The 18302-nt window shown below is 69.4% G+C and carries 21 protein-coding genes; 4 read left to right on the top strand and 17 right to left on the bottom strand.

Features of this window, described 5'->3' with window-relative positions; genetic code table 11:
- Window positions 1–34: 34 nt before the first annotated feature.
- From OM513_RS17035 to OM513_RS17010, 6 genes are all read right to left on the bottom strand, one after another.
- Entirely contained in the window at window positions 35–964 is a 930-nt protein-coding gene (locus OM513_RS17035) for a hypothetical protein (protein WP_264945878.1), read from the bottom strand.
- A 110-nt stretch (window positions 965–1074) separates the two neighbouring features.
- On the bottom strand, window positions 1075–1551 hold the full coding sequence (gene moaC / locus OM513_RS17030; RefSeq protein WP_264945876.1) for a cyclic pyranopterin monophosphate synthase MoaC: 477 nt from the start codon (window positions 1549–1551) through the stop codon (window positions 1075–1077).
- Window positions 1548–2333: an indole-3-glycerol phosphate synthase TrpC gene (gene trpC, locus OM513_RS17025; RefSeq protein ID WP_264945875.1), complete on the bottom strand. Its 786-nt coding sequence runs from the start codon at window positions 2331–2333 to the stop codon at window positions 1548–1550. The genes moaC and trpC overlap by 4 nt, the downstream gene beginning before the upstream one ends.
- Complete coding sequence (gene trpD / locus OM513_RS17020; RefSeq protein ID WP_264945874.1) at window positions 2330–3325, bottom strand: anthranilate phosphoribosyltransferase; 996 nt, start codon at window positions 3323–3325, stop codon at window positions 2330–2332. The genes trpC and trpD overlap by 4 nt, the downstream gene beginning before the upstream one ends.
- 89 nt (window positions 3326–3414) lie before the next feature.
- The gene (locus tag OM513_RS17015) at window positions 3415–3798 is read right to left on the bottom strand and encodes an EF-hand domain-containing protein (RefSeq protein ID WP_264945872.1); all 384 of its coding nucleotides are present in this window, start codon (window positions 3796–3798) and stop codon (window positions 3415–3417) included.
- 126 nt (window positions 3799–3924) lie between these two features.
- Complete coding sequence (locus OM513_RS17010; protein ID WP_264945870.1) at window positions 3925–4347, bottom strand: winged helix-turn-helix transcriptional regulator; 423 nt, start codon at window positions 4345–4347, stop codon at window positions 3925–3927.
- A 108-nt stretch (window positions 4348–4455) separates the two neighbouring features.
- Between OM513_RS17010 and OM513_RS17005 the strand changes: the two genes are divergently transcribed.
- A complete protein-coding gene (locus OM513_RS17005) occupies window positions 4456–5220 on the top strand; it encodes an SDR family oxidoreductase (RefSeq protein ID WP_264945869.1) in 765 nt (254 codons plus the stop codon).
- 142 nt (window positions 5221–5362) lie between these two features.
- Here the strand turns inward: OM513_RS17005 and OM513_RS17000 are convergent, their stop codons facing one another.
- Together OM513_RS17000 and OM513_RS16995 are read right to left on the bottom strand one after the other, a co-directional pair.
- Window positions 5363–5947, bottom strand: a complete 585-nt coding sequence (locus OM513_RS17000) for an anthranilate synthase component II (RefSeq protein WP_264945868.1) — start codon at window positions 5945–5947, stop codon at window positions 5363–5365.
- A gap of 10 nt (window positions 5948–5957) precedes the next feature.
- Window positions 5958–6722, bottom strand: a complete 765-nt coding sequence (locus OM513_RS16995) for a phosphodiester glycosidase family protein (RefSeq protein WP_264945867.1) — start codon at window positions 6720–6722, stop codon at window positions 5958–5960.
- Window positions 6723–6960: 238 nt separating this feature from the next.
- On the opposite strand from OM513_RS16995, the gene OM513_RS16990 reads away from it, so the two are divergent.
- Window positions 6961–7356, top strand: a complete 396-nt coding sequence (locus OM513_RS16990; protein ID WP_264945865.1) for a hypothetical protein — start codon at window positions 6961–6963, stop codon at window positions 7354–7356.
- 90 nt (window positions 7357–7446) lie between these two features.
- Here OM513_RS16990 and OM513_RS16985 read toward each other — a convergent pair whose 3' ends face one another.
- Entirely contained in the window at window positions 7447–8943 is a 1497-nt protein-coding gene (locus OM513_RS16985) for an anthranilate synthase component I family protein (RefSeq protein WP_264945864.1), read from the bottom strand.
- Between the two features lie 4 nt (window positions 8944–8947).
- Window positions 8948–10888, bottom strand: a complete 1941-nt coding sequence (locus OM513_RS16980; RefSeq protein ID WP_264945863.1) for a peptidylprolyl isomerase — start codon at window positions 10886–10888, stop codon at window positions 8948–8950.
- A gap of 125 nt (window positions 10889–11013) precedes the next feature.
- Here OM513_RS16980 and tpiA point away from each other — a divergent pair, with 125 nt between their 5' ends.
- Complete coding sequence (gene tpiA, locus OM513_RS16975) at window positions 11014–11757, top strand: triose-phosphate isomerase (protein ID WP_264945860.1); 744 nt, start codon at window positions 11014–11016, stop codon at window positions 11755–11757.
- Between the two features lie 27 nt (window positions 11758–11784).
- Here tpiA and OM513_RS16970 read toward each other — a convergent pair whose 3' ends face one another.
- A complete protein-coding gene (locus OM513_RS16970; protein WP_264945859.1) occupies window positions 11785–13179 on the bottom strand; it encodes a leucyl aminopeptidase family protein in 1395 nt (464 codons plus the stop codon).
- Between the two features lie 293 nt (window positions 13180–13472).
- Here OM513_RS16970 and OM513_RS16965 point away from each other — a divergent pair, with 293 nt between their 5' ends.
- Entirely contained in the window at window positions 13473–13691 is a 219-nt protein-coding gene (locus OM513_RS16965) for a hypothetical protein (protein WP_264945858.1), read from the top strand.
- Here OM513_RS16965 and OM513_RS16960 read toward each other — a convergent pair.
- From OM513_RS16960 to rimO, 6 genes are all read right to left on the bottom strand, one after another.
- Window positions 13663–14214: a JAB domain-containing protein gene (locus OM513_RS16960; protein WP_264945857.1), complete on the bottom strand. Its 552-nt coding sequence runs from the start codon at window positions 14212–14214 to the stop codon at window positions 13663–13665. The two genes, OM513_RS16965 and OM513_RS16960, sit on opposite strands and share 29 nt — an antisense overlap.
- Before the next feature lie 11 nt (window positions 14215–14225).
- Window positions 14226–14708, bottom strand: coding sequence for a hypothetical protein (locus OM513_RS16955; protein WP_264945855.1), 483 nt, complete (start codon window positions 14706–14708; stop codon window positions 14226–14228).
- Between the two features lie 51 nt (window positions 14709–14759).
- Window positions 14760–15113 carry a hypothetical protein gene (locus tag OM513_RS16950; RefSeq protein ID WP_264945854.1) on the bottom strand — a complete coding sequence of 118 codons (354 nt, stop codon included), beginning with the start codon at window positions 15111–15113 and terminating at the stop codon, window positions 14760–14762.
- 64 nt (window positions 15114–15177) lie between these two features.
- Entirely contained in the window at window positions 15178–15750 is a 573-nt protein-coding gene (locus OM513_RS16945) for a helix-turn-helix transcriptional regulator (RefSeq protein WP_264945853.1), read from the bottom strand.
- 173 nt (window positions 15751–15923) lie between these two features.
- Window positions 15924–16823, bottom strand: a complete 900-nt coding sequence (locus tag OM513_RS16940; protein WP_264945852.1) for a hypothetical protein — start codon at window positions 16821–16823, stop codon at window positions 15924–15926.
- 71 nt (window positions 16824–16894) lie between these two features.
- Window positions 16895–18238 (bottom strand): 30S ribosomal protein S12 methylthiotransferase RimO, encoded by a 1344-nt coding sequence (gene rimO, locus OM513_RS16935; RefSeq protein WP_264945849.1) that lies wholly within the window; start codon window positions 18236–18238, stop codon window positions 16895–16897.
- Between the last annotated feature and the right edge of the window lie 64 nt (window positions 18239–18302).

Below are 18302 nucleotides of genomic sequence, written 5' to 3'. Positions count from 1 at the left end.
TTCAACCTAGGGAATACCCGAATTGGCGGGCGCGTCAGGCGAAGGGCGCGTCGTCCGGGCGGCCGCGCAGATAGGCGCCGGCCGGGGCATCCAGGGCGAAGCCGCGCGCGCCCAGCCAGGTGAGGATGCGGCGGATATTGTGATAGCTGGCGGTGCTGATCGCCACCGCCGGGGGCGTGTTCAGCCAGGCTTCGTTGACCACCAGCCCGCCGCGCGCACGCATCACGGACCCGCGCCGCATCAGCTCGGCGGCGTGGCGCCGCAGCGTCGATTCGGGGATGCCGATCGTGCGCGAGAGGACGCTGATGCGCACCGGGCGCCACAGCGCGCCGGGAACCGGGTTCCGATGGTCGCGATGCGTCTGGGCCAGCGCCGGATCCTGGGTGATGGCGCGCGAGTTGGCGCACAGGATCGAAGAGAACAGCACCAGGTTCAGCCATTCGCTGTGCGCGGGCATGTTCGAATCGATCACCGCCAGCATCACATCGGCCGATGCCTGGAGCCCCGCCGCCGGATCATAGGCCACGCCCGCCCTGGCGGGGGGCAGCGGCACGCCGAAGCGCGCCAGATCCTCCACCAGCCGCACCAGGCTGTCGTGCGCGACGATCATCGCCTCGCGAATCTCCGGCCGGGCCTGCGCCTGCCGCCTGGCCCGCACGCCGGAGGGGGTGCGCGCGCACAGCCCGGCCTCGGTCAGCGCGATCACATGGCGGCGCACCGTTTCGAACGGGCGGGAAAGCGATGCGGCCAGCGAATGGGTGGAGATGGCGCCGGCATCCTCCTCGCCGGGGGCGGCCTCCCAGCTTCGCATGCCCTGGCGCACGATCAGCGTGAAGATGACGAAGCGATCGAGATCGCCGTCGAATGCCCGGATGCCCGCCGCGACGATCGAGGTCTGCATTTCGGAGAGCAGGCGGGTGACGAGGCGGATCGGCGGGACCTCGTCCTCTCCCCCCCCATTCAAATTCCCGTTCGTTACCGTCGATGCGCGGATCGCGGGCACCCCTGAAACCATTACCAAGCCACCGGAGCGGCCGGGGCAACCTTCCTCCATTTCGGGTAACGCGGCAAGCTTCAGCTTTGGGGATGGTGCCAGTCGCCGGACTTGCCGCCGGTCTTGGAGAGCAGGCGGACGCCGCCGATCACCATGGCTTTGTCGATCGCCTTGGCCATGTCGTAGATGGTCAGCAGCGCGACGCTGGCCGCGGTCATCGCCTCCATCTCCACCCCGGTCTTCGCATCGGTGGCGGCGGTGGCGGTGGCGGTGACGCCGCCATCGTCCACCTCCAGCGCAATCTCGACGCGGGTTAGGGGCAGGGGGTGGCAGAGCGGGATCAGCTCGGCGGTCTTCTTGGCCGCCATGATGCCGGCGATGCGCGCGGCGGCGAGCACGTCGCCCTTGGGCACCGCGCCGTCGCGGATCGCGGCTGCGGCAGCGGCGGACATGGCGATGCGCCCGGCGGCAACCGCCATGCGCGCGGTGACTGCCTTGCCCCCCACATCGACCATGCGCGCGGCGCCGCCCGCGTCTAGATGGGTGAGCCCGGTCATCCCACCATCGCCCGGGTCGCCGCCTCGACATCCGGCTGGCGCATCAGCGCCTCGCCGATCAGGAAGCAGCGGATGCCGTGCTCCGCCATCGCATCCAGGTCCGCGCGGCTGGTGAGGCCGCTCTCCGCGACGAAGGTGCAACCGGAGGGCGCGGAACTGACGAGATCGTAGGTCTTCTGAACATCGACCTCGAACGTCTTCAGATTGCGGTTGTTCACCCCGATCAGCCGCGACCGCAGCCGCAGCGCGCGCTCCAGCTCCTGCGCGTCGTGGACCTCGACCAGCGCGTCCATGCCCAGCTCATGCGCAGCAGCCTCGATCTCGGCCATCTGCCCGTCCTCCAGCGCGGCGACGATGATCAGGATCGCGTCCGCGCCGATGCTGCGCGATTCCAGCACCTGCCACGGATCGACCATGAAATCCTTGCGGATCACCGGCAGCGCGCAGGCGGCGCGGGCGGCGACCAGATAGTCCTCATGCCCCTGGAAATATTCGAAGTCGGTCAACACCGACAGGCAGGCCGCGCCGCCCGCCTGATAGGCGCGGGCATGGGCGGGGGGATCGAAATCGGGGCGGATCAGCCCCTTCGACGGGCTCGCCTTCTTGATCTCCGCGATCAGGCCGTATCCGTCCGCCGCCTTGCGATCGAGCGCCTGGCGGAAGCCGCGCGGGGGCGTCTGCGCCAGCGCCAGGCCGTGGAGGTCCGCCACCGGCGTGGCGCGGCGGCGCGCGGCTACCTCGTCGCGCTTGGTTTCCAGGATGCGGTCCAGGATCGTGCTCATGCGTAGGCGATCCAGCAGTCGAGCAGCGCGTTGGCAAGGCCGTTGTCGAGCACCTCGGCCGCTTCCTCCACGCCTTCGCGAAGATCGTGTGCGCGGCCCGCGACGATCAGCGCGGCGGCGGCATTGAGCAGCACGGCGTCGCGATAGGCGCCTTTCTCGCCCTGAAGCAGGCGGCGCAGCGCGGCTGCGTTCTCCACGGGCGTGCCGCCGCGGATCGCCGCGAGCGGGTGGCGCGGCAGGCCGGCGTCCTCGGGCAGGATGCTGGTGGGCACCGTCGCGCTGCCGACGTTCACGGCGATGCTGTGTCCCTCGGGCGAAAGCTCGTCGAGACTTTCGTCGCCCGCGATCACCGCCGCGGCCTCGGTGCCGAGCTGGGCCAGCGCCTCCGCATAGACGGGGGCATAGTCTGGGCGGGCGATGCCGATGAGCTGGCGCGTGACGTTGGCCGGATTGGCGAGCGGCCCCATCAGGTTGAAGATCGTCCGGCGGCCGATGCGGCGGCGGATCGGCGCGATGCGGCCCAGCGAGGGATGGTGCTTCTGCGCGAAGAGGAAGGCGATGCCGATCTCCGCCAGCGTCGCCTCGGCGCGCTCCTGGGCGCGTTCCAGGTCGAGTCCCAGCGCCTCCAGCGTGTCGGCGGCGCCCGCCTTTGAGCTGGCGGCGCGGTTGCCGTGCTTGGCCACCGGCACGCCGCAGGCCGCGACGATCAGGCTGACGGCGGTGGAGACATTGAGCGTGTGATGCCCGTCACCCCCGGTGCCGCAGACGTCGATCGCGCCGGGGGGCGCCTGGACCGCGATCATCCGCGCGCGGAGCGCACGGGCGGCCTCGGCGATCTCGGTCGCGGTCTCGCCGCGTTCGGCGAGGCTGATCAGGAAGCCCTCGATCGCCTCGTCGGGCGCGGCGCCGTCGAGGATGTCGGCAAAGGCCTGCGCGGCCTCGTCGCGCGAAAGCGGCGCCAGGGGATCGGGGAGGGGGGCATAACGGCTCACGGCGCCTCTATTCCGGCGCGGCGCGCGCGAGTCGAGCCCTTCCGTGTACGAAAGGGGCGCCCGGGGACACCGGGCGCCCCTCCCAGGGCTCAGTTGGTGTTCTGCACCGGGGCCGCGGGCTGCGCCGGGGGCGGTGCCGGCCGGTCGTCCGGATCGCGCGCCTCGAAGCCCCGGCCCGGCCCGCCGGGACCATCGGGACCATGGCGGAACCCGTGGCCATCGCCATGGCGCATGCGCCGCGGTAGTTCCGACCAGACGAGCTTGCCGTCCTTGTTGACGTCCAGCCGGTCGAAACGGTCACCGGCCGCCTTGACCCATTCGGTCTTGGTGAGCTGGCCGTTGCCGTCCACATCGGCGCGGCCGAACGGGCCGAGCTCGCTGTTCATGCCGGCGTAGGCGATACCCGCGCCCAGGCCGCTGGCGAGCACTGCGCCGCCCAGCGCCGCGAGCCCGAGTTTCAGTTTCTGGTTCATTCCCGTTGTCTCCAATCTGCGCCCGGGATCGGGCGTTGGAGCCTGATTCGCATATTTCTGTATCGTGTCTGTGCCACGGCCGCGGCGATATTGTCGCAAATTGTAGGCGGCGGCGGGGTTTCAGGATCAGCGCGCGTCGAACGATTCCCGCGCCGCCTGAACCCGCGCCAGATTCTCCTCCGCCCACAGCCACACGCCACAGAAGGCCGCGCCCAGGCTGTGGCCCAGATCGGTCAGCCGGTAGTCGACGCGCGGCGGCACCACGGCATGGACGGTGCGCGTCACCATGCCGTCGCGCTCCATCTGGCGCAGCGTCTGGGTGAGCATCTTCTGGCTGATTCCGTCCACATGCCGGGCGATCTGGGTGAAGCGCAGCTCGCCATGCTCCTCCAGCACCTCGAGCAGGATCATCGTCCATTTGTCCGCCACGCGGCCGATCAGCTCGGTCACCAGCGTTTCGACCGCGGGATCGACCGCGTGCTGCTGCCCTTCGGCGGTGACGCGCCGCGCCTCCGCGATGGTGGCGGGATCGAAGGGGAGGGTGCTCATGTCTATACTCTCTTTCAGGTAAGTATAATTCTTTTCAGTGCCTTCTTTCCAATGGAGAGTGATGGTCTAGATCGGCGCCATTGGCAATCCGGAACGGGAGATCGACCCATGAAGACCAAGGGCAACACCATGCTGATCACCGGCGGCGGTTCGGGCATCGGCGCGGCGCTGGCGCAGCGTTTCCACGACCTGGGCAATGTGGTGATCGTCGCCGGGCGACGGCTGGCCGCGCTGGAAGCGGCGATCGCGGGCCGCGCGAACATGCATGCGATCGAGCTTGACGTGGACAGCGCCGAGGGGATCGAGGACTTCGCCCGGCGGCTGCTGGCGGCGCATCCGGGCGTCAACGTGCTGGTGAACAACGCCGGGATGATGCGCTTCGAGGAGCTGACCGCGCGGCGCGACCTGGCCGATGCGGAGGCGACGATCACCACCAACCTGCTTGGCCCGATCCGGCTGACCAACGCGCTGATCGACCATCTGGCGGCGCAGCCGGATGCGGCGGTGGTGAACGTCACCTCCGGCCTGGCGTTCGTCCCGCTGCTCACCACGCCGACCTACAACGCCACCAAGGCCGCGATGCACAGCTATACCGTGGCGATGCGCGAGGCGCTGCGCGGCAAGGTGGAGGTGATCGAGCTGGCGCCGCCCGCGGTGCAGACCGGGCTGACGCCGGGGCAGGAGGCGCGCGAGGGCTATCTGCCGCTCAACGACTTCGTCGACGAGGTGATGGCGCTGTTCGCGGTGGAGCCTACGCCGCCGGAAATCCTGGTGGAGATGGTGAAGTTCCTCCGCAACGCCGAGGCGGAGGGGCGGTTCGACCAGACGGTGGTGCAGTTGAACGCCTTCGTCGCCGCGGCGAGCGGGCATTGAGGCCGGGCGCGGGGACCGGTTGAGAAGGGGAAGGTTGCAGCCGCAGGCTGACGGAGTGGCTGGAGACCGCTGGCAGTCGTGCTTCCATCCCCTCCGTCGCGCTCCGCGCGCCACCTCCCCCTGGCGGGGGAGGATGGGGGAGTCAGGCCAGCGCCTTGGCCTCTATACCTGCGATGCGCAGGAAGTTGGCCAGCATCGCGTGGCCATGTTCGGTGGCGATGCTTTCCGGGTGGAACTGGACGCCGTGGATCGGCAGCTCGCGGTGGTGGAAGCCCATCACGCTGCCGTCGTCCGCAGTGGCGTTGACCACCAGCGCCTCGGGAATGTCGGTGACGATCAGCGAGTGATAGCGAGTCGCGGTGAAGGGCGAGGGCAGGCCCTGGTACAGCCCCGTGCCGTCGTGGAGGACCGGGCTGGTCTTGCCGTGCATCAGCCCGCCGCGCACCACCTTGCCGCCGAAATGCTGGCCGATCGACTGGTGGCCCAGGCATACGCCCAGCAGCGGCTTGCGCTGGTCCGCGCAGGCGGCGACCAGGTCCAGGCTGATGCCGGCTTCGTTCGGGGTGCAGGGGCCGGGCGAGATCAGGAACGCCTGGGCATTGCTGGCGAGCGCCTCGGCCGCGGTGAGCGCGTCGTTGCGCACCACCTTAACCTCCGCGCCCAGCTCCATCAGATAATGGACGAGGTTCCAGGTGAAGCTGTCGTAATTGTCGATGACGAGGATCATGGCGCCGCCGCTACCGCTTCTGGAGCGCCACGACAATCGGGCCGATCGGCTGACCTTCATCTTCGCGTGCCGCAACCGGATCCCACAGCCGCGAAACGGCACCGTCGAAGTAGAGCGCGTCGGGGCAGCCCAGCCTGTCGCGGAACAGCCGGGCGAAGCGGCCGAACGACACTGGCTCGTCGCTGATCGCGAACCAGGCCGATCCGTCCTTCGCCACGCCCACGCCGTTGCGGATCTGGAGCGAGGTGCCGTTCTCGCTGAGCTGGGGATGGAGCTTTCCGCCGATCATCAGCATCGGGCCGGATTGCGTGCCGAAGCGGACGTGCGCGGGCGTGTTCGCGGCAAAGGCATCGGTGGTGGCGACATGCCAGCCCGCCGCGTCGCCCCAGAACACGCCGTTGGGCTCCAGGTGGAAATTGCCCGGCCCCTTGCGCCGGTTGAGCGCGACCTGCTGGGCGCCGTCCTCGACATAATAGCCGATCGGGTTGCCCTGTTCGTTGAACATGCCCGCGTTCATCGCGAAGGCCACCCGCGCCGCGCGCGGGCCGAGCCGGCCGCGCAACGCCGCGAATTCGCGCATCGGCTTGCCGTCGGCGCCCTTGTCGGCCAGCAGCAGCTCGTGCTTGCCCGGATCGGCGCGGCAGACGGTGAAGCGCCCTTCCTCGAAGGTGATGCGGCTGCACGCGGCGTCGATTCCGTCGCGGCTCTTCGGCGGCCCGCAGCCCGCGGCGAGCAGCGCAAGGGCCAGGACGGCCAGGCAACGGAAACCTTTCATAATATGGTCTGAACTCGTTCCGAGTTGGGCGGCACCGGCCCGCTCCCCCACCCGGCCACTCATAGAATACCAGCGTTGGATGGCCGGGCGGGGAAGCGGGCCGGTGCCGTTGTCTGTAAAGCTGGCGGTGAATCTAGGGTGCCCGGCGTACGGGGCAAGCCGGATTGCGCCATGCGCCCGCCACACTATGGCGCAATGGTGCATTCGGCAGGGGTGCCTAGTTGCCTGAGGAGTATGAATGATCAGCCTGGTTCTCGCCGCCATCCTGGCGCCCGTCATGCCGCAGGAGGCTCCCGCGCCGGAGGACCCGCCCAAGCGGATCCGCAACATCATCCTGTTCGGCGAGGAAACCTGCCCGGCCAGCACGGACCCGGACGAGATCGTGGTTTGCGCCAAGGGCGGCGATTCGCCCTATCGCATCCCGAAGGAATTCCGCGACCAGCCGAGCGACCGTCCGGACGGCGTGGCCTGGGGCCGCCGGGCCGAGATTATCGAGGAGGTCAACCGTGTCGGACTGCCCAATAGCTGTTCGCCCGTGGGCAGCGGCGGCCAGACCGGCTGCACCCGTTCGATGATCGAGCAATGGGCGCGCGAGCGGCTGGAGCGCCGCGTGCGCGAGGCGAATATTCCCTGAGGCGCCGCCTTCTCCCGGCTTGAGACTGTCTTATCTGGGCTGGAGCCGATTCCGCCAAGGGCCGACAGACTCAAGACCGGGGACGGTCGCCTATTGGCCGAACCGCGCCTCCGCCGCGCGCGCGATCGCTTCGCGCGCGGCGGCGAGCAGGGCGCCCGCCTTCGCCTCGCATTCGCGCTGCTCATAGGCAGGATCGGAATCGGCCACGATCCCCGCGCCGGCCTGGACGTGCATCAGCCCGTCCTTCACCAGCGCGGTGCGCAGCACGATGCACGAATCCATCGATCCATCCGGCGAGAAATAGCCGACGCCGCCGGCATAGGGGCCGCGCGTTTCCGGCTCCAGCCCGGCGATGATCTCGCACGCGCGCACCTTTGGCGCGCCCGAAACGGTGCCCGCCGGAAAGCCCGCGAACAGCGCGTCGAGCGCGTCCTTGCCCTTGCCGATGCGGCCGACCACGTTCGACACGATGTGCATCACGTGGCTGTAGAATTCGATGCCGAAGCTGTCGGTCACATGCACGCTGCCCGCGGTGGCGACGCGGCCCACGTCGTTGCGGCCCAGATCGAGCAGCATCAGATGCTCCGCGCGCTCTTTGGGATCGTCGAGCAGGCTGACGCGGTTGGCCTCGTCCTCCGCGGCGGTGCGGCCGCGGGGGCGGGTGCCGGCGATCGGGCGGATCGTCACCTCGCCGTCGCGCAGGCGCACCAGTATCTCCGGGCTCGATCCGGTGAGCGCGAAGCCGGGCAGATCGAGGTGATAGAGGAAGGGCGAGGGGTTCACCCGGCGCAACGCGCGATACAGCTCGAACGGCGGCAGCGCGAAGGGCACGGTAAAGCGCTGCGCCAGCACCACCTGGAAGATGTCGCCCGCCGCGATGAACTCCTTCGCCTCGCGCACCATCTGCGCATAGCGGCCGGGCGCCAGCACCGGCTCCAGCGACACGTCATAGGGATCGGCGCGGGCGGGGGCGGGCAGCGCGGCGGTGGCCAGCTTGGCGGCGACGGCGTCGATCCGCTCCTCCGCCTGGCGGATCGCGCGCTCCGCATCATGGCCGGGCCAGACGGGGGATACGATGAACAGGGTATCGGCCAGCCGGTCGAAGATCAGCACCACGGTGGGGCGCACGAACATCATGTCGGGGACGGCGATCGGATTGGGGGCGGGACGGGGCAGCCGCTCCACCAGCCCCACCGTCTCATAGCCGAAATAGCCGACCAGGCAGGCCAGCGCGCGGGGCAGCGCCTCCGGCACCTCCATCCGGCATTCGGAGACGAGCGCGCGCAGCGCCTCCAGCGCGGGCGCCTGACAGGGGGTGAAGGCCGCGCGATCGGTCAGCCAATGGGCGTTGATCTCGGCTTCGTCGCCGGTCGCGCGGAACACCAGGTCCGGAGCCAGCCCGATCAGGCTGTGCCGCCCGCGAACCGAGCCGCCCTCGACCGATTCGAGCAGGAAATCGCCGCGCCCCGGCTCGATCAGCTTGAGCGCCGCCGCGACGGGCGTTTCCGTATCGGCGACCTGACGGCGCCAGAGCAGCGCCGGCCGGCCTTCCCGGAGCGCCGCGCGGGCGGCCTCGATTCCCTCCATAGGGTCAGTTGCCGCCGGGGCCGGCGAGCAGGCTGGCCTTGAAGGCGTCCAGCGCCTGCTTGTTCTCGCTGTACTTCAGCTCTTTCTTGATCGCGTCGAAGAACTGCATCGCGCGCTCCTGCGTCACCTGCTGGCCAAGGCCGTTGCGGATCTGCGCGAGAAGCTGGCCTTCCTTGGAGATGTCGGTCTGCTCGATCTTCTCCAGATAGGAGACGAAGACGCCCGATCCATCCTGGGCCGGCACGGCGCGCGCCTTGCCGGCGACGAGCTGGAACACGGCGCGCACCTGGGGCGGCACGTCCGGGCGCAGCTCGCTGCGGCGGGCCTGGAATTTCTCCGCAGGTATCCGGTTGGCGCCGCCTTCGACCACGGCGCGCTCGAACGGCGTGCCGGCGGCGATCTTCTTGACGATCTCGTCGGCGATCGCGCGGGCCTTCTTGAGCTGCTGGTCGGCGCGATAGTCGGCGAGTACCTTCTCCCGGACAGTGGCCAACGGGCGCGCGGTTGCGGGGGTCACGCCCTCGATCGCGACGATCGCGAAGCCGCCTTCGGCACCGACCGGCACAAGCTGGGGCTCGCGCTCATCCGCCGCTGCGGCGAAGCCGCCGCGGATGATCTCGGCCAGCGCCGGATCGGGCTTTGAGGCGGGATCGTCCGGGTTGACGCCGCCCGCGGTGAGCGATGCGGTGCGCGCAGGGGTCAGCTTGGTGTCGCGGATCAGCTCAGCGAAGGTGCGGCCGTCGCCGATGCCATCCTCGATCGACTGGCGCAGGTTCGCCAGCGCGTTGATCTCCTTGGTCTTGGCAAGCTCGGCGGTCAGCTCGGCGCGTGCCTCATCCAGCGACTTGGCCGGGATCTTCTCGACCTTCTCGACACGCACCACGGCCCAGCCGACCTTGCCGCGGACCGGACCGGCGACAGCGCCCTCGGCCGCGCCGAAGGCGGCGTCGGCCACGGCCTGGCTGGTCTGCGCCGCAAGCTCGGCCTTTTCCAGCGAGGCGAAGGAGGCGGTCTCCAGCTTGCGCTCCTGCGCCACGGCTTCGAGCGTCTTGCCGCCCTTCGCCTCGTTGGCGGCGGCGGTGGCGCTGGCCTGGTCGAGCAGCACGAGCTGGCGGACGGTGCGCTTTTCGGCCGCGGCATAGCGATTGCCCGAACGCTTGTAGGCGTCGGCGATCTCTGCCTCGGTCGGGGCGGACTGGGCCTTGAACTGGTCCGCGCGGACAAGCGCATAGGAAAGGACGCGGCGTTCGGGGATCGAATAGCGTGCCTTGTTGGCGCTGTAGAAGGCGGTGAGCGCCTTGTCGTCGGGATCGGGGCCGGGGTCCATGTCGGTACGGCGCACCAGCGCGGCGGCGCCGAAGCGGCGTTCCAGGCCGAGCGTGGCATAGCTGTTCACCAGACCATCGGGCACATAGGGCTGGCGCAGGTCGCGGCGCAGGATCCAGGCGACATAGCTCGCCTCGCTGAGCTGGCCGCGATAGCGCGCCGGCGTCAGGTTGACCCCGGCGAGCGCCGCCTCGAACCGCTTCTGATCGAATTTGCCGTCCACCGCGCGGAATTCCGGCGTATTGGCGATCTCGCTGTCGATATAGCGGCTGCTGACGGTTACGCCGTGCAGCCGGGCATATTCCTCGGCCGCAGCGCTCAGCGCGGCATCGCGCAGCGCATATTCGACGCCGCCGTTGGCCACCAGCTCCTGCATCGTCATCGCCTGGCCGGACTTGCGGGCGCGATCGAGGATGTCGTCGATGCGCTGGCGCAGATCGGCGGCGGTGATTTCGCGGTCGCCGATCTTGGCGATCGCCTTGCTGGGGCTGCTGGCGCGGTTGCCGCCGATGCCGGTGATGTCGCCCGCGGCGAAGGCGACGGCGATCAGTACGAGCACCAGGAACACGACGGCCATGCCGACCTTGGACTTGGTGAAATTGCGAAATGCGTTGAGCATGGGGAGCCGCTTGTTGAGGAAATTGGCCGTGCTTTAGGGGCTGGCGGGTTGCCCTTCAAGCTTGTGCGCGAGGCAGGGGCTGCTATCCGCCCCGGACAGGGTCAAAACAACAGGGGGAACAAGCGATGCGCCGCAAGCTGGTCGCCGGAAACTGGAAGATGTTCGGGCTGAAGGCCGACCTGCCGGAGGTTTCGGCGATCGCCGCCGCCGCTGCCGCGAATCCCGGCGTCGACGTGGCGCTTTGCGTGCCGTTCACGCTGATTTCCGCCGCCGCCAAAGCCGCCGGGGCGATGCCGGTGGGCGCGCAGGACGTCCACGCCAGCCCCAACGGCGCCCACACCGGCTGCGTCGCCGCGCCGATGCTGGTGGAGGCGGGCGCCCGGCTGGCCATCGTCGGCCACAGCGAGCGCCGCGCCGCCCAGCATGAGACCGACGCCGAGGTGAAGGCCAAGGCCGAGGCCGCGCACGGCGCCGGGCTGCAGGCGATCCTGTGCATCGGCGAGACGCTGGAAGAGCGCGACGCGGGCCGGGCCGAGGCGGTGGTGACCGCGCAGGTCGCTGCATCGCTGCCCGATGGCGCGGCGGGAAGCTGGCTGGCGCTTGCCTATGAGCCCGTCTGGGCGATCGGCACCGGACGCACGCCGACCGAGGCCGATGTCGCCGCGATGCACGGCGCGATCCGCGCGAAGCTGCGCGCGCTGATCGGCGCGGAGGCGGATGCGGTGCGCATCCTCTATGGCGGATCGGTGAACGCGGGGAACGCCGCGTCGCTGCTCGCCTGCGCGGACGTGGACGGGGCACTGGTGGGCGGCGCGAGCCTGACCGCCGCGAAGTTCGTTCCGATCATCGAGGCTGCTGCCGCGCTGTAACGCGCGGCGGCCGTCGCGCCGGCGGGCTCAGCCGCCGGCGTAGCGGTCCTTCAGCACCTTCCACACGGCGCGCAGCCCGGCGGATTCGCCGCCCTTGGGGCGGCCCGGCTTGGCCGATCCGTTCCAGCAGAAGATGTCGAGGTGCGCCCATTGCGCGCCGTGCGGCACGAACTTGCGCAGGAACAGCGCCGCGGTGAGCGCGCCGCCCCAGGGCACCTCGGCCGCCTGGACGACATCGGCGACGTCGGACTTCAGCAGCTCTTCATAGGGATCGTAGAGCGGCAGGCGCCACATCGGGTCCGCCTCCGCCTCCGCCGCGCCGAGCAGTTCGGAGGCGAGCGTGTCGTCATTCGCGAACAGCGCCTGGAGATCGGTGCCCAGCGCGACGCGCGCGGCGCCGGTGAGCGTGGCGAAGTCGATCACCAGCTCCGGCGCGCTCTCGCCCGCCTTGGTCAGCGCGTCGCCCAGGATCAGCCGGCCCTCGGCATCGGTGTTGCTGTTCTCGACCGTCAGCCCCTTGCGGCTGCGCATCACGTCGCCGGGGCGCGTCGCCTCTCCGGAGATCGCGTTCTCCACCGCGGGCACCAGCATGTGCAGCCGCACCGGCAGGCGCGATGCCATGATCAGATCGGCCAGCGCCAGCGCATGCGCCGCACCGCCCATGTCCTTCTTCATCAGCCGCATGCCGCTGGCCGGCTTGATATCGAGCCCGCCCGAATCGAAGCACACGCCCTTGCCGACGATCGCCACGCGCGGATGATCGGGGTTGCCCCATTCGATTTCGACCAGCCGCGGCTCGCGGCCCTTGCCAGCGGCCTTACCCACCGCCCAGATCATCCCATAGCCCTGGGCGATGGCATCGCCGCGGGTGACGGTGAGAGTGGCGCCATGCGTCTTGGCGATGGCGTCGGCCTCCGCCTCCAGCTCTGCGGGGCCGAGATCGTTGGCGCCGAGGTTCACCAGGTCGCGGATCCGGTAGGTCGCGTTGGCGACGCGCACCGTATCGTCCACGCGCGCCGGATCGCCGGTGAGCAGCACGCGCGGCCCCTGGGCGCGATCGTCCTTGCGATAGCGGTCGAACTTGTACTGGGCGGTCAGCCAGCCATAGGCGGCGGGGCCGGGATCGCGGCCCTCAAGGCGATAGGTGCCCTCGGGCAGCGTCTCCGCCAGCCGGGCGAGGCACCACGGCGAGAGGCGATCGACATTGGCCACCACGCTGACCACCGACCAGTCGTCCGGCCCATCGCCGGGCAGGATCGCGCTGGCATAGCCCACCGGCGCGAGCTTCTGCGCCGTCGCGGCCGCGCGGTGGCGCGGCGGCTGGGCGGCGAGCCAGGATTCGAACCCCTTGGCGTCGATGAGCTGGATGGAACGGGCGGTCTGGCCGCGGTCGGGCTGAAGCAGCAGGGAAAGATCAGGCATGGAGCCGATCTAGGATGCGCGCACGCATTCGGCTAGGCCCTGCGCGTGCGATCGGTTGGCTTGACGTGCCGATCCCTGGAAAACTGCGCCGGAATGGGGCTTGCGGCGATTTCCGGCAAGAGAACGCGCGCGATTCCGGGACAGGATAACGCCGGATTTCGCCGCCGTTCCGGGTTTACACGGGGTTGACCGTGCCGCGGCCTTGCCGTTGGATAAGTTTGTCCGCGCGCAAAATTCTGGCGCGAACCGGCTGGCCCCGCCGATTTCCGGGCGGTTGCGGAGTTGCGGGGTTGATGACCAGGAAAGCCGATATCGAGCGCGCGCGGGCACTGGCCGCCGAAGCGATCGCGCTTTGCGATCAGCTCGGGCTCGATCTGCCGGCCGCGCATTTCCAGCACGGGCTGGACACGATGCCGCAAGGCAGCGAGATCCGCGTCGTGCGCGAGGACCGGTTGCCCTGGGGCGGATCGCGCAAGCGCTCCCCTAAATCGTCGCCCCCAGGCGAAAGCTGAAGCTCTTCGTCCGCGTCACGATGATGTGATCCAGCACGGCGATGCCGATGTCGGCCGCCGCGCGCGTCAGCCGCTGGGTGATTTCCCGGTCCGCCGCACTGGGCGCGGGATCGCCGGAAGGATGGTTGTGCGCCAGGATCAGCGACGCCGCGCCGACGTCCAGCCCGCGGCGCAGGATCTCGCGGACGTGGAACGGCGCCTCGTCGACCGAACCGGGAAAGGCGCGTTCGTGGATGAGCTGGTTCTTTGCATCCAGATAGAGGACGCGCAGCTCCTCGTTGCGGGCATGGCCGCAGGTTCCGCGCAGATAGGCGACCACCGCCTCCTCGTCGGCGATCAGCGTCCGCCCCGCGATATCGCTGCGCAGCACATGACCGACGATCGCATGGACGCAATCGAGCAGCGCGGCGAGGCGCCGATCGCCCGTGGTCGCGGCCAGCGTATGCCGGTCGGTGGTCAGCACCGCGCCGAGCGAGCCGAAGCGTTCCAGCAGCAGGTCCGCCGCCCCGGCGGCGCCGGGCACGGCCTGGCCGATCAGTTCTTCCAGGAGGGCTCGGCACCTTGGGTCACCGTACGCCGCCAATGGAGGGCGATGCCCGCGATCAGGATCAGCACCTGCAAATAGGGCCATGCCTGGGTCATGATCATATAGACCAGGCCGAACTGGTGCGGGCTCGCCATCCGCGCGACATGGGCGAGGACGATCAAGGTCTGCAATCCCGCCACCACCACCGGCCATGCGCGGTTCGCGCGCCGCGAGACCGCCAGCAGGCCGATCAGCAGCAGGACGTCGATCGCCAGCGTGTGATAGCCCACCGTCCGGAAGCGCCCGGCCCCCGTCCCCTGGCTCATATACACCACGATCCGCGCGCTCACCGTGCTGAGCAGCCACGCCGCCGCGAACAGCCCGGCCACCGCCCGTTCGGGCCCGCCTCCACGCCGCCAGGCGTAGAGACAGGCTCCGAAAATCAGGGCGATAAAGGCGATGTAGAAGACCATGGTTGCGGGATGAGCCAACCATCAGGACGTCTCCCCGTCAAGCCGCCGGCCTGGATTGCAGGGCCGGGATCAGGCGGCAACGCGGAGCGGGGTGGCCCGTCCGTTCGGCTCCGGAGCTCCGGGGCATTCCTCCATGTCGCAGCCCCAGCCCAGCTCGGGCAGGCTGGTGTGGCCGACAATCTTCGCGAACTTGCGGTGCGCCTCGCGCAGTGCGGTATCCGCCTCCACCGAATGCGAGATGCCGCGCACCAGCGCGTTGAGCGCCGCATCGCAGGCGGAATTGGCGAATTCCGGATGGCGGCGCGCCTCGAGCGCGATGATCAGGCTGCGGGCGGCCTGGACGGCCGCGGCGCTCTGGGTGCGCTCGGCGGGCATGAAGGTCTTCGAGAGCTGGGTGGCGGTTTCGAAAAGCTTGTTGGGCATGCGAGTCTCCCTTCCGCGGAACCCGGTGGGCCGCGGTTGCAATTGTTCAGCGATGTCCTGACGGTCAGCGGCCGAAGTATGCCTGGACCGAGCTCTGAACCGCGTTGCCGACACCAACCAGCACGAGAACGATGACACTGACAATCAGCGCCAGGATCAGCGTGCCGCGAAGTCGGTCCTTGCCGGTCAGTTCAGCGAACAGGCTTCCGAACCAATACTGCGTCACCTTGCCGAACCCCATCGAACCGATGGCCGGAGCGCCGAATTCCGCGCGCTCTTCTTTCGCCAGATTTTCCTGGGCCGGCATTTCCGCCCCGGCCATTGCCGGTGACACGCCGATCATTGCCGGTTCCGGGGAATTCGCAACCGCTGGCGATTGAGCCCTCAATCCTTGGGGATATGCCTGTTCCCAATGGGATAGCAGCGCCGCGGCCTCATGCCGCTTGGTAACGCCGAGGCGCCGGATCGCCTCGCGCAGATGATCGTCCACGGTATGGTGGGAGATGCCAAGTTCCTTAGCGATCACCTTCGACGGGCCTTTGTGAACCAGGCGCAGGCACGCGAGCTGCGCCTCGGTAAGCACTTCGGTAGGCATGATCCCCTGTTGACCCACACTCTGCCGATCTTCCGGCGCCACCGCGCAACTCCCGTCCCGACCCGTCGATTAAGCATATAGGAGCGATCGGCCCCTGAACATGCCCAATTGTGGCCAATCTGGGACTTGAGGGCGCGGCGGCAAGCTATTGTGCCGCGATTTTCAAGTGCTTGCGGGCAGCGTGCCCGGCTGGTGCAGGTGGCTCCCCGGCCGGTTCAGCGGTGTTGGCACAGCGGCAGCGCGCGATCGATCATCGCGGTCAGGCGGCCGCTCGCTTCGGCCAGCCCCGCCGGATCGAGGCCAAGGTCGCGCGTCTCGAAATTCACATAGTCCAGCCCGCGCAGCAGCGCGTGGTTCGACAGCGATCCGTCGCTGGTCAGCACCCGCTCGAACACCAGGTTGAACCCGGCCTGTTCCAGCGCCTTGCCGCAATAGCCGGACCAGCGCGCGGCGGCATGGCGATGGGCGACGATCGCCAGCGTGTCCGGATCGTCGAACGGCCAGAGAGCGGCGGGGGAGGGGACGGGCTGCATCACCGGATCGCAATAGCGGATCGAGATTCGGCCCTCGCCCGGCGGATCGTCGCGGTTGCACCGGGAACGCGCGGTATCGAATCCCGGCGAATTGGTGTGCAGCGCCACGATCGGCCGGGCGCCGCGGCGGTATTCGCCCAGCACCGATTCGGCGAACAGCGGGATCGCGCCGTCGAAGTTGCGGTTGGGATCGATCGTCCGCCCGCGCGTGACGGCCGCGTTGCGGCGGCGGCCGTCGGATTCCGGCGCGATGCCCGAATCGACCGCGATCAGCACCCCGCCATATTTGCGCAGGCCGGCCAGCGCGGCATCGAACGCCGCATTCTCGTCGTCGTGCGGCACGAACCACAGCGGGCCGCGCGGGCGGGCGGGATCGGCGATCCGCCACAGCCGCCACGCGGCGCGCTCCTCGGTGAACTCCATCCGGGTCACGCGCAGCCCGCGCCATTCGGCCGGGTCGCGGTGTCGGGCGAAATCGTCGTCGGCGACGGTCAGCGGATCGACCGGCGCGGTCACCTGTCCCCGGGCGGCGCTGGTGCAGATGCCGATCGCGAGCAGGGCAAGGGCGAGACGCGGGAACATGGCGCGGACTCTATCGCGGCGGACAGGGAAGAATAGAGCGGAGACTCGGTGCGACCGGATCGAAAGCCGCGCTATACCGGCACGCCGTAGAGGTCGTGCTCGTCGGCGTCCTCCACGCGCACGCGGACGATCTGGCCCTGCGCCAGATGGCCGGCGTCGCGCAGGAAGACCTGGCCGTCGATCTCGGGCGCGTCGGCCTTGCTGCGGCCGGTGGCGCCGCCTTCGGGGTCCACCTCGTCGATGATCGCGTCGATCGTGGTGCCCACCCTGGCCTCCAGCTTCTCGGCCGAGATGCGCGCGGTCAGTTCCATCAGCCGGGCGTAGCGCTCCTCCTTCACCTCCTCCGGCACCGGATTTGGCAGCGCGTTGGCCGCCGCGCCCTCGACGGGTTCGAAGCGGAAGGCGCCGACGCGATCCAGCCGCGCCTCCGCCAGCCATTCCATCAGATATTCGAAGTCGGCCTCCGTCTCGCCGGGGAAGCCGACGACGAAGGTCGAGCGGATCGCGATATCCGGGCAGATCGCGCGCCAGTTCGCCAGCCGCTCCAGCACCTTCGCCTCGTTGGCGGGGCGGCGCATCGCGCGCAGAACGCCGGGGCTGGCATGCTGGAAGGGGATGTCGAGATAGGGCAGCACCAGCCCCTCCGCCATCAGCGGGATCACCTGATCCACATGCGGATAGGGATAGACATAATGGAGCCGCACCCAGGGCCGCCCCTCCGGTCCGCCGAGCTGCCCCAGCGCGCGGGCGAGATCGGTCATATGGGGCACGATCTCCTGCCCCTTCCACATGCGCGGCTCCTTGCGGATGTCCACGCCATAGGCCGAGGTGTCCTGGCTGATCACCAGCAGCTCGCGCGTGCCCGCCTCGATCAGCTTCTCCGCCTCGCGCAGGATCGCGTCGGGGCGGCGGCTTACCAGATCGCCGCGCAGCGCGGGGATGATGCAGAAGGCGCAGCGGTGGTTGCAGCCCTCCGAAATCTTCAGATAGCTGTAATGGCGCGGCGTGAGCTTCAGCCCCGCCTCGGGCACCAGGTTGAGGAAGGCGTTGGGCGGCATCGGCGCGGCTTCGTGGACGGCGCCGACCACTTCCTCATATTGATGCGCCCCGGTGACGGCGAGGACGTTGGGGAAGCGGGCGCGGATCACCTCAGCCTCCTTGCCCATGCAGCCGGTGACGATGACGCGGCCGTTCTCGGCGATCGCCTCGCCGATCGCCTCCAGCGATTCCTCCTTGGCGCTGTCCAGGAAGCCGCAGGTGTTCACCAGCACCACGTCCGCGCCGGCATAATCGGCCGACATGGCATAGCCGTCGGAACGCAGCTTGGTCAGGATGCGCTCGCTGTCCACCAGGTTCTTGGGACAGCCGAGCGACACCATGCCCACCTTCGGGGCCTCGGGGAGTTTGGTCGCCATGATCGCGCGGGCAGATAGGCGCGTTGCGGGCGGAATACCAGAGAGTGGAGCGGCGGGGGTTGCG

This window comes from Sphingomonas canadensis (genome assembly GCF_026013525.1).
Lineage (GTDB): Bacteria > Pseudomonadota > Alphaproteobacteria > Sphingomonadales > Sphingomonadaceae > Sphingomonas > Sphingomonas canadensis.
This window is presented reverse-complemented; position numbering and strand designations above follow the sequence as displayed.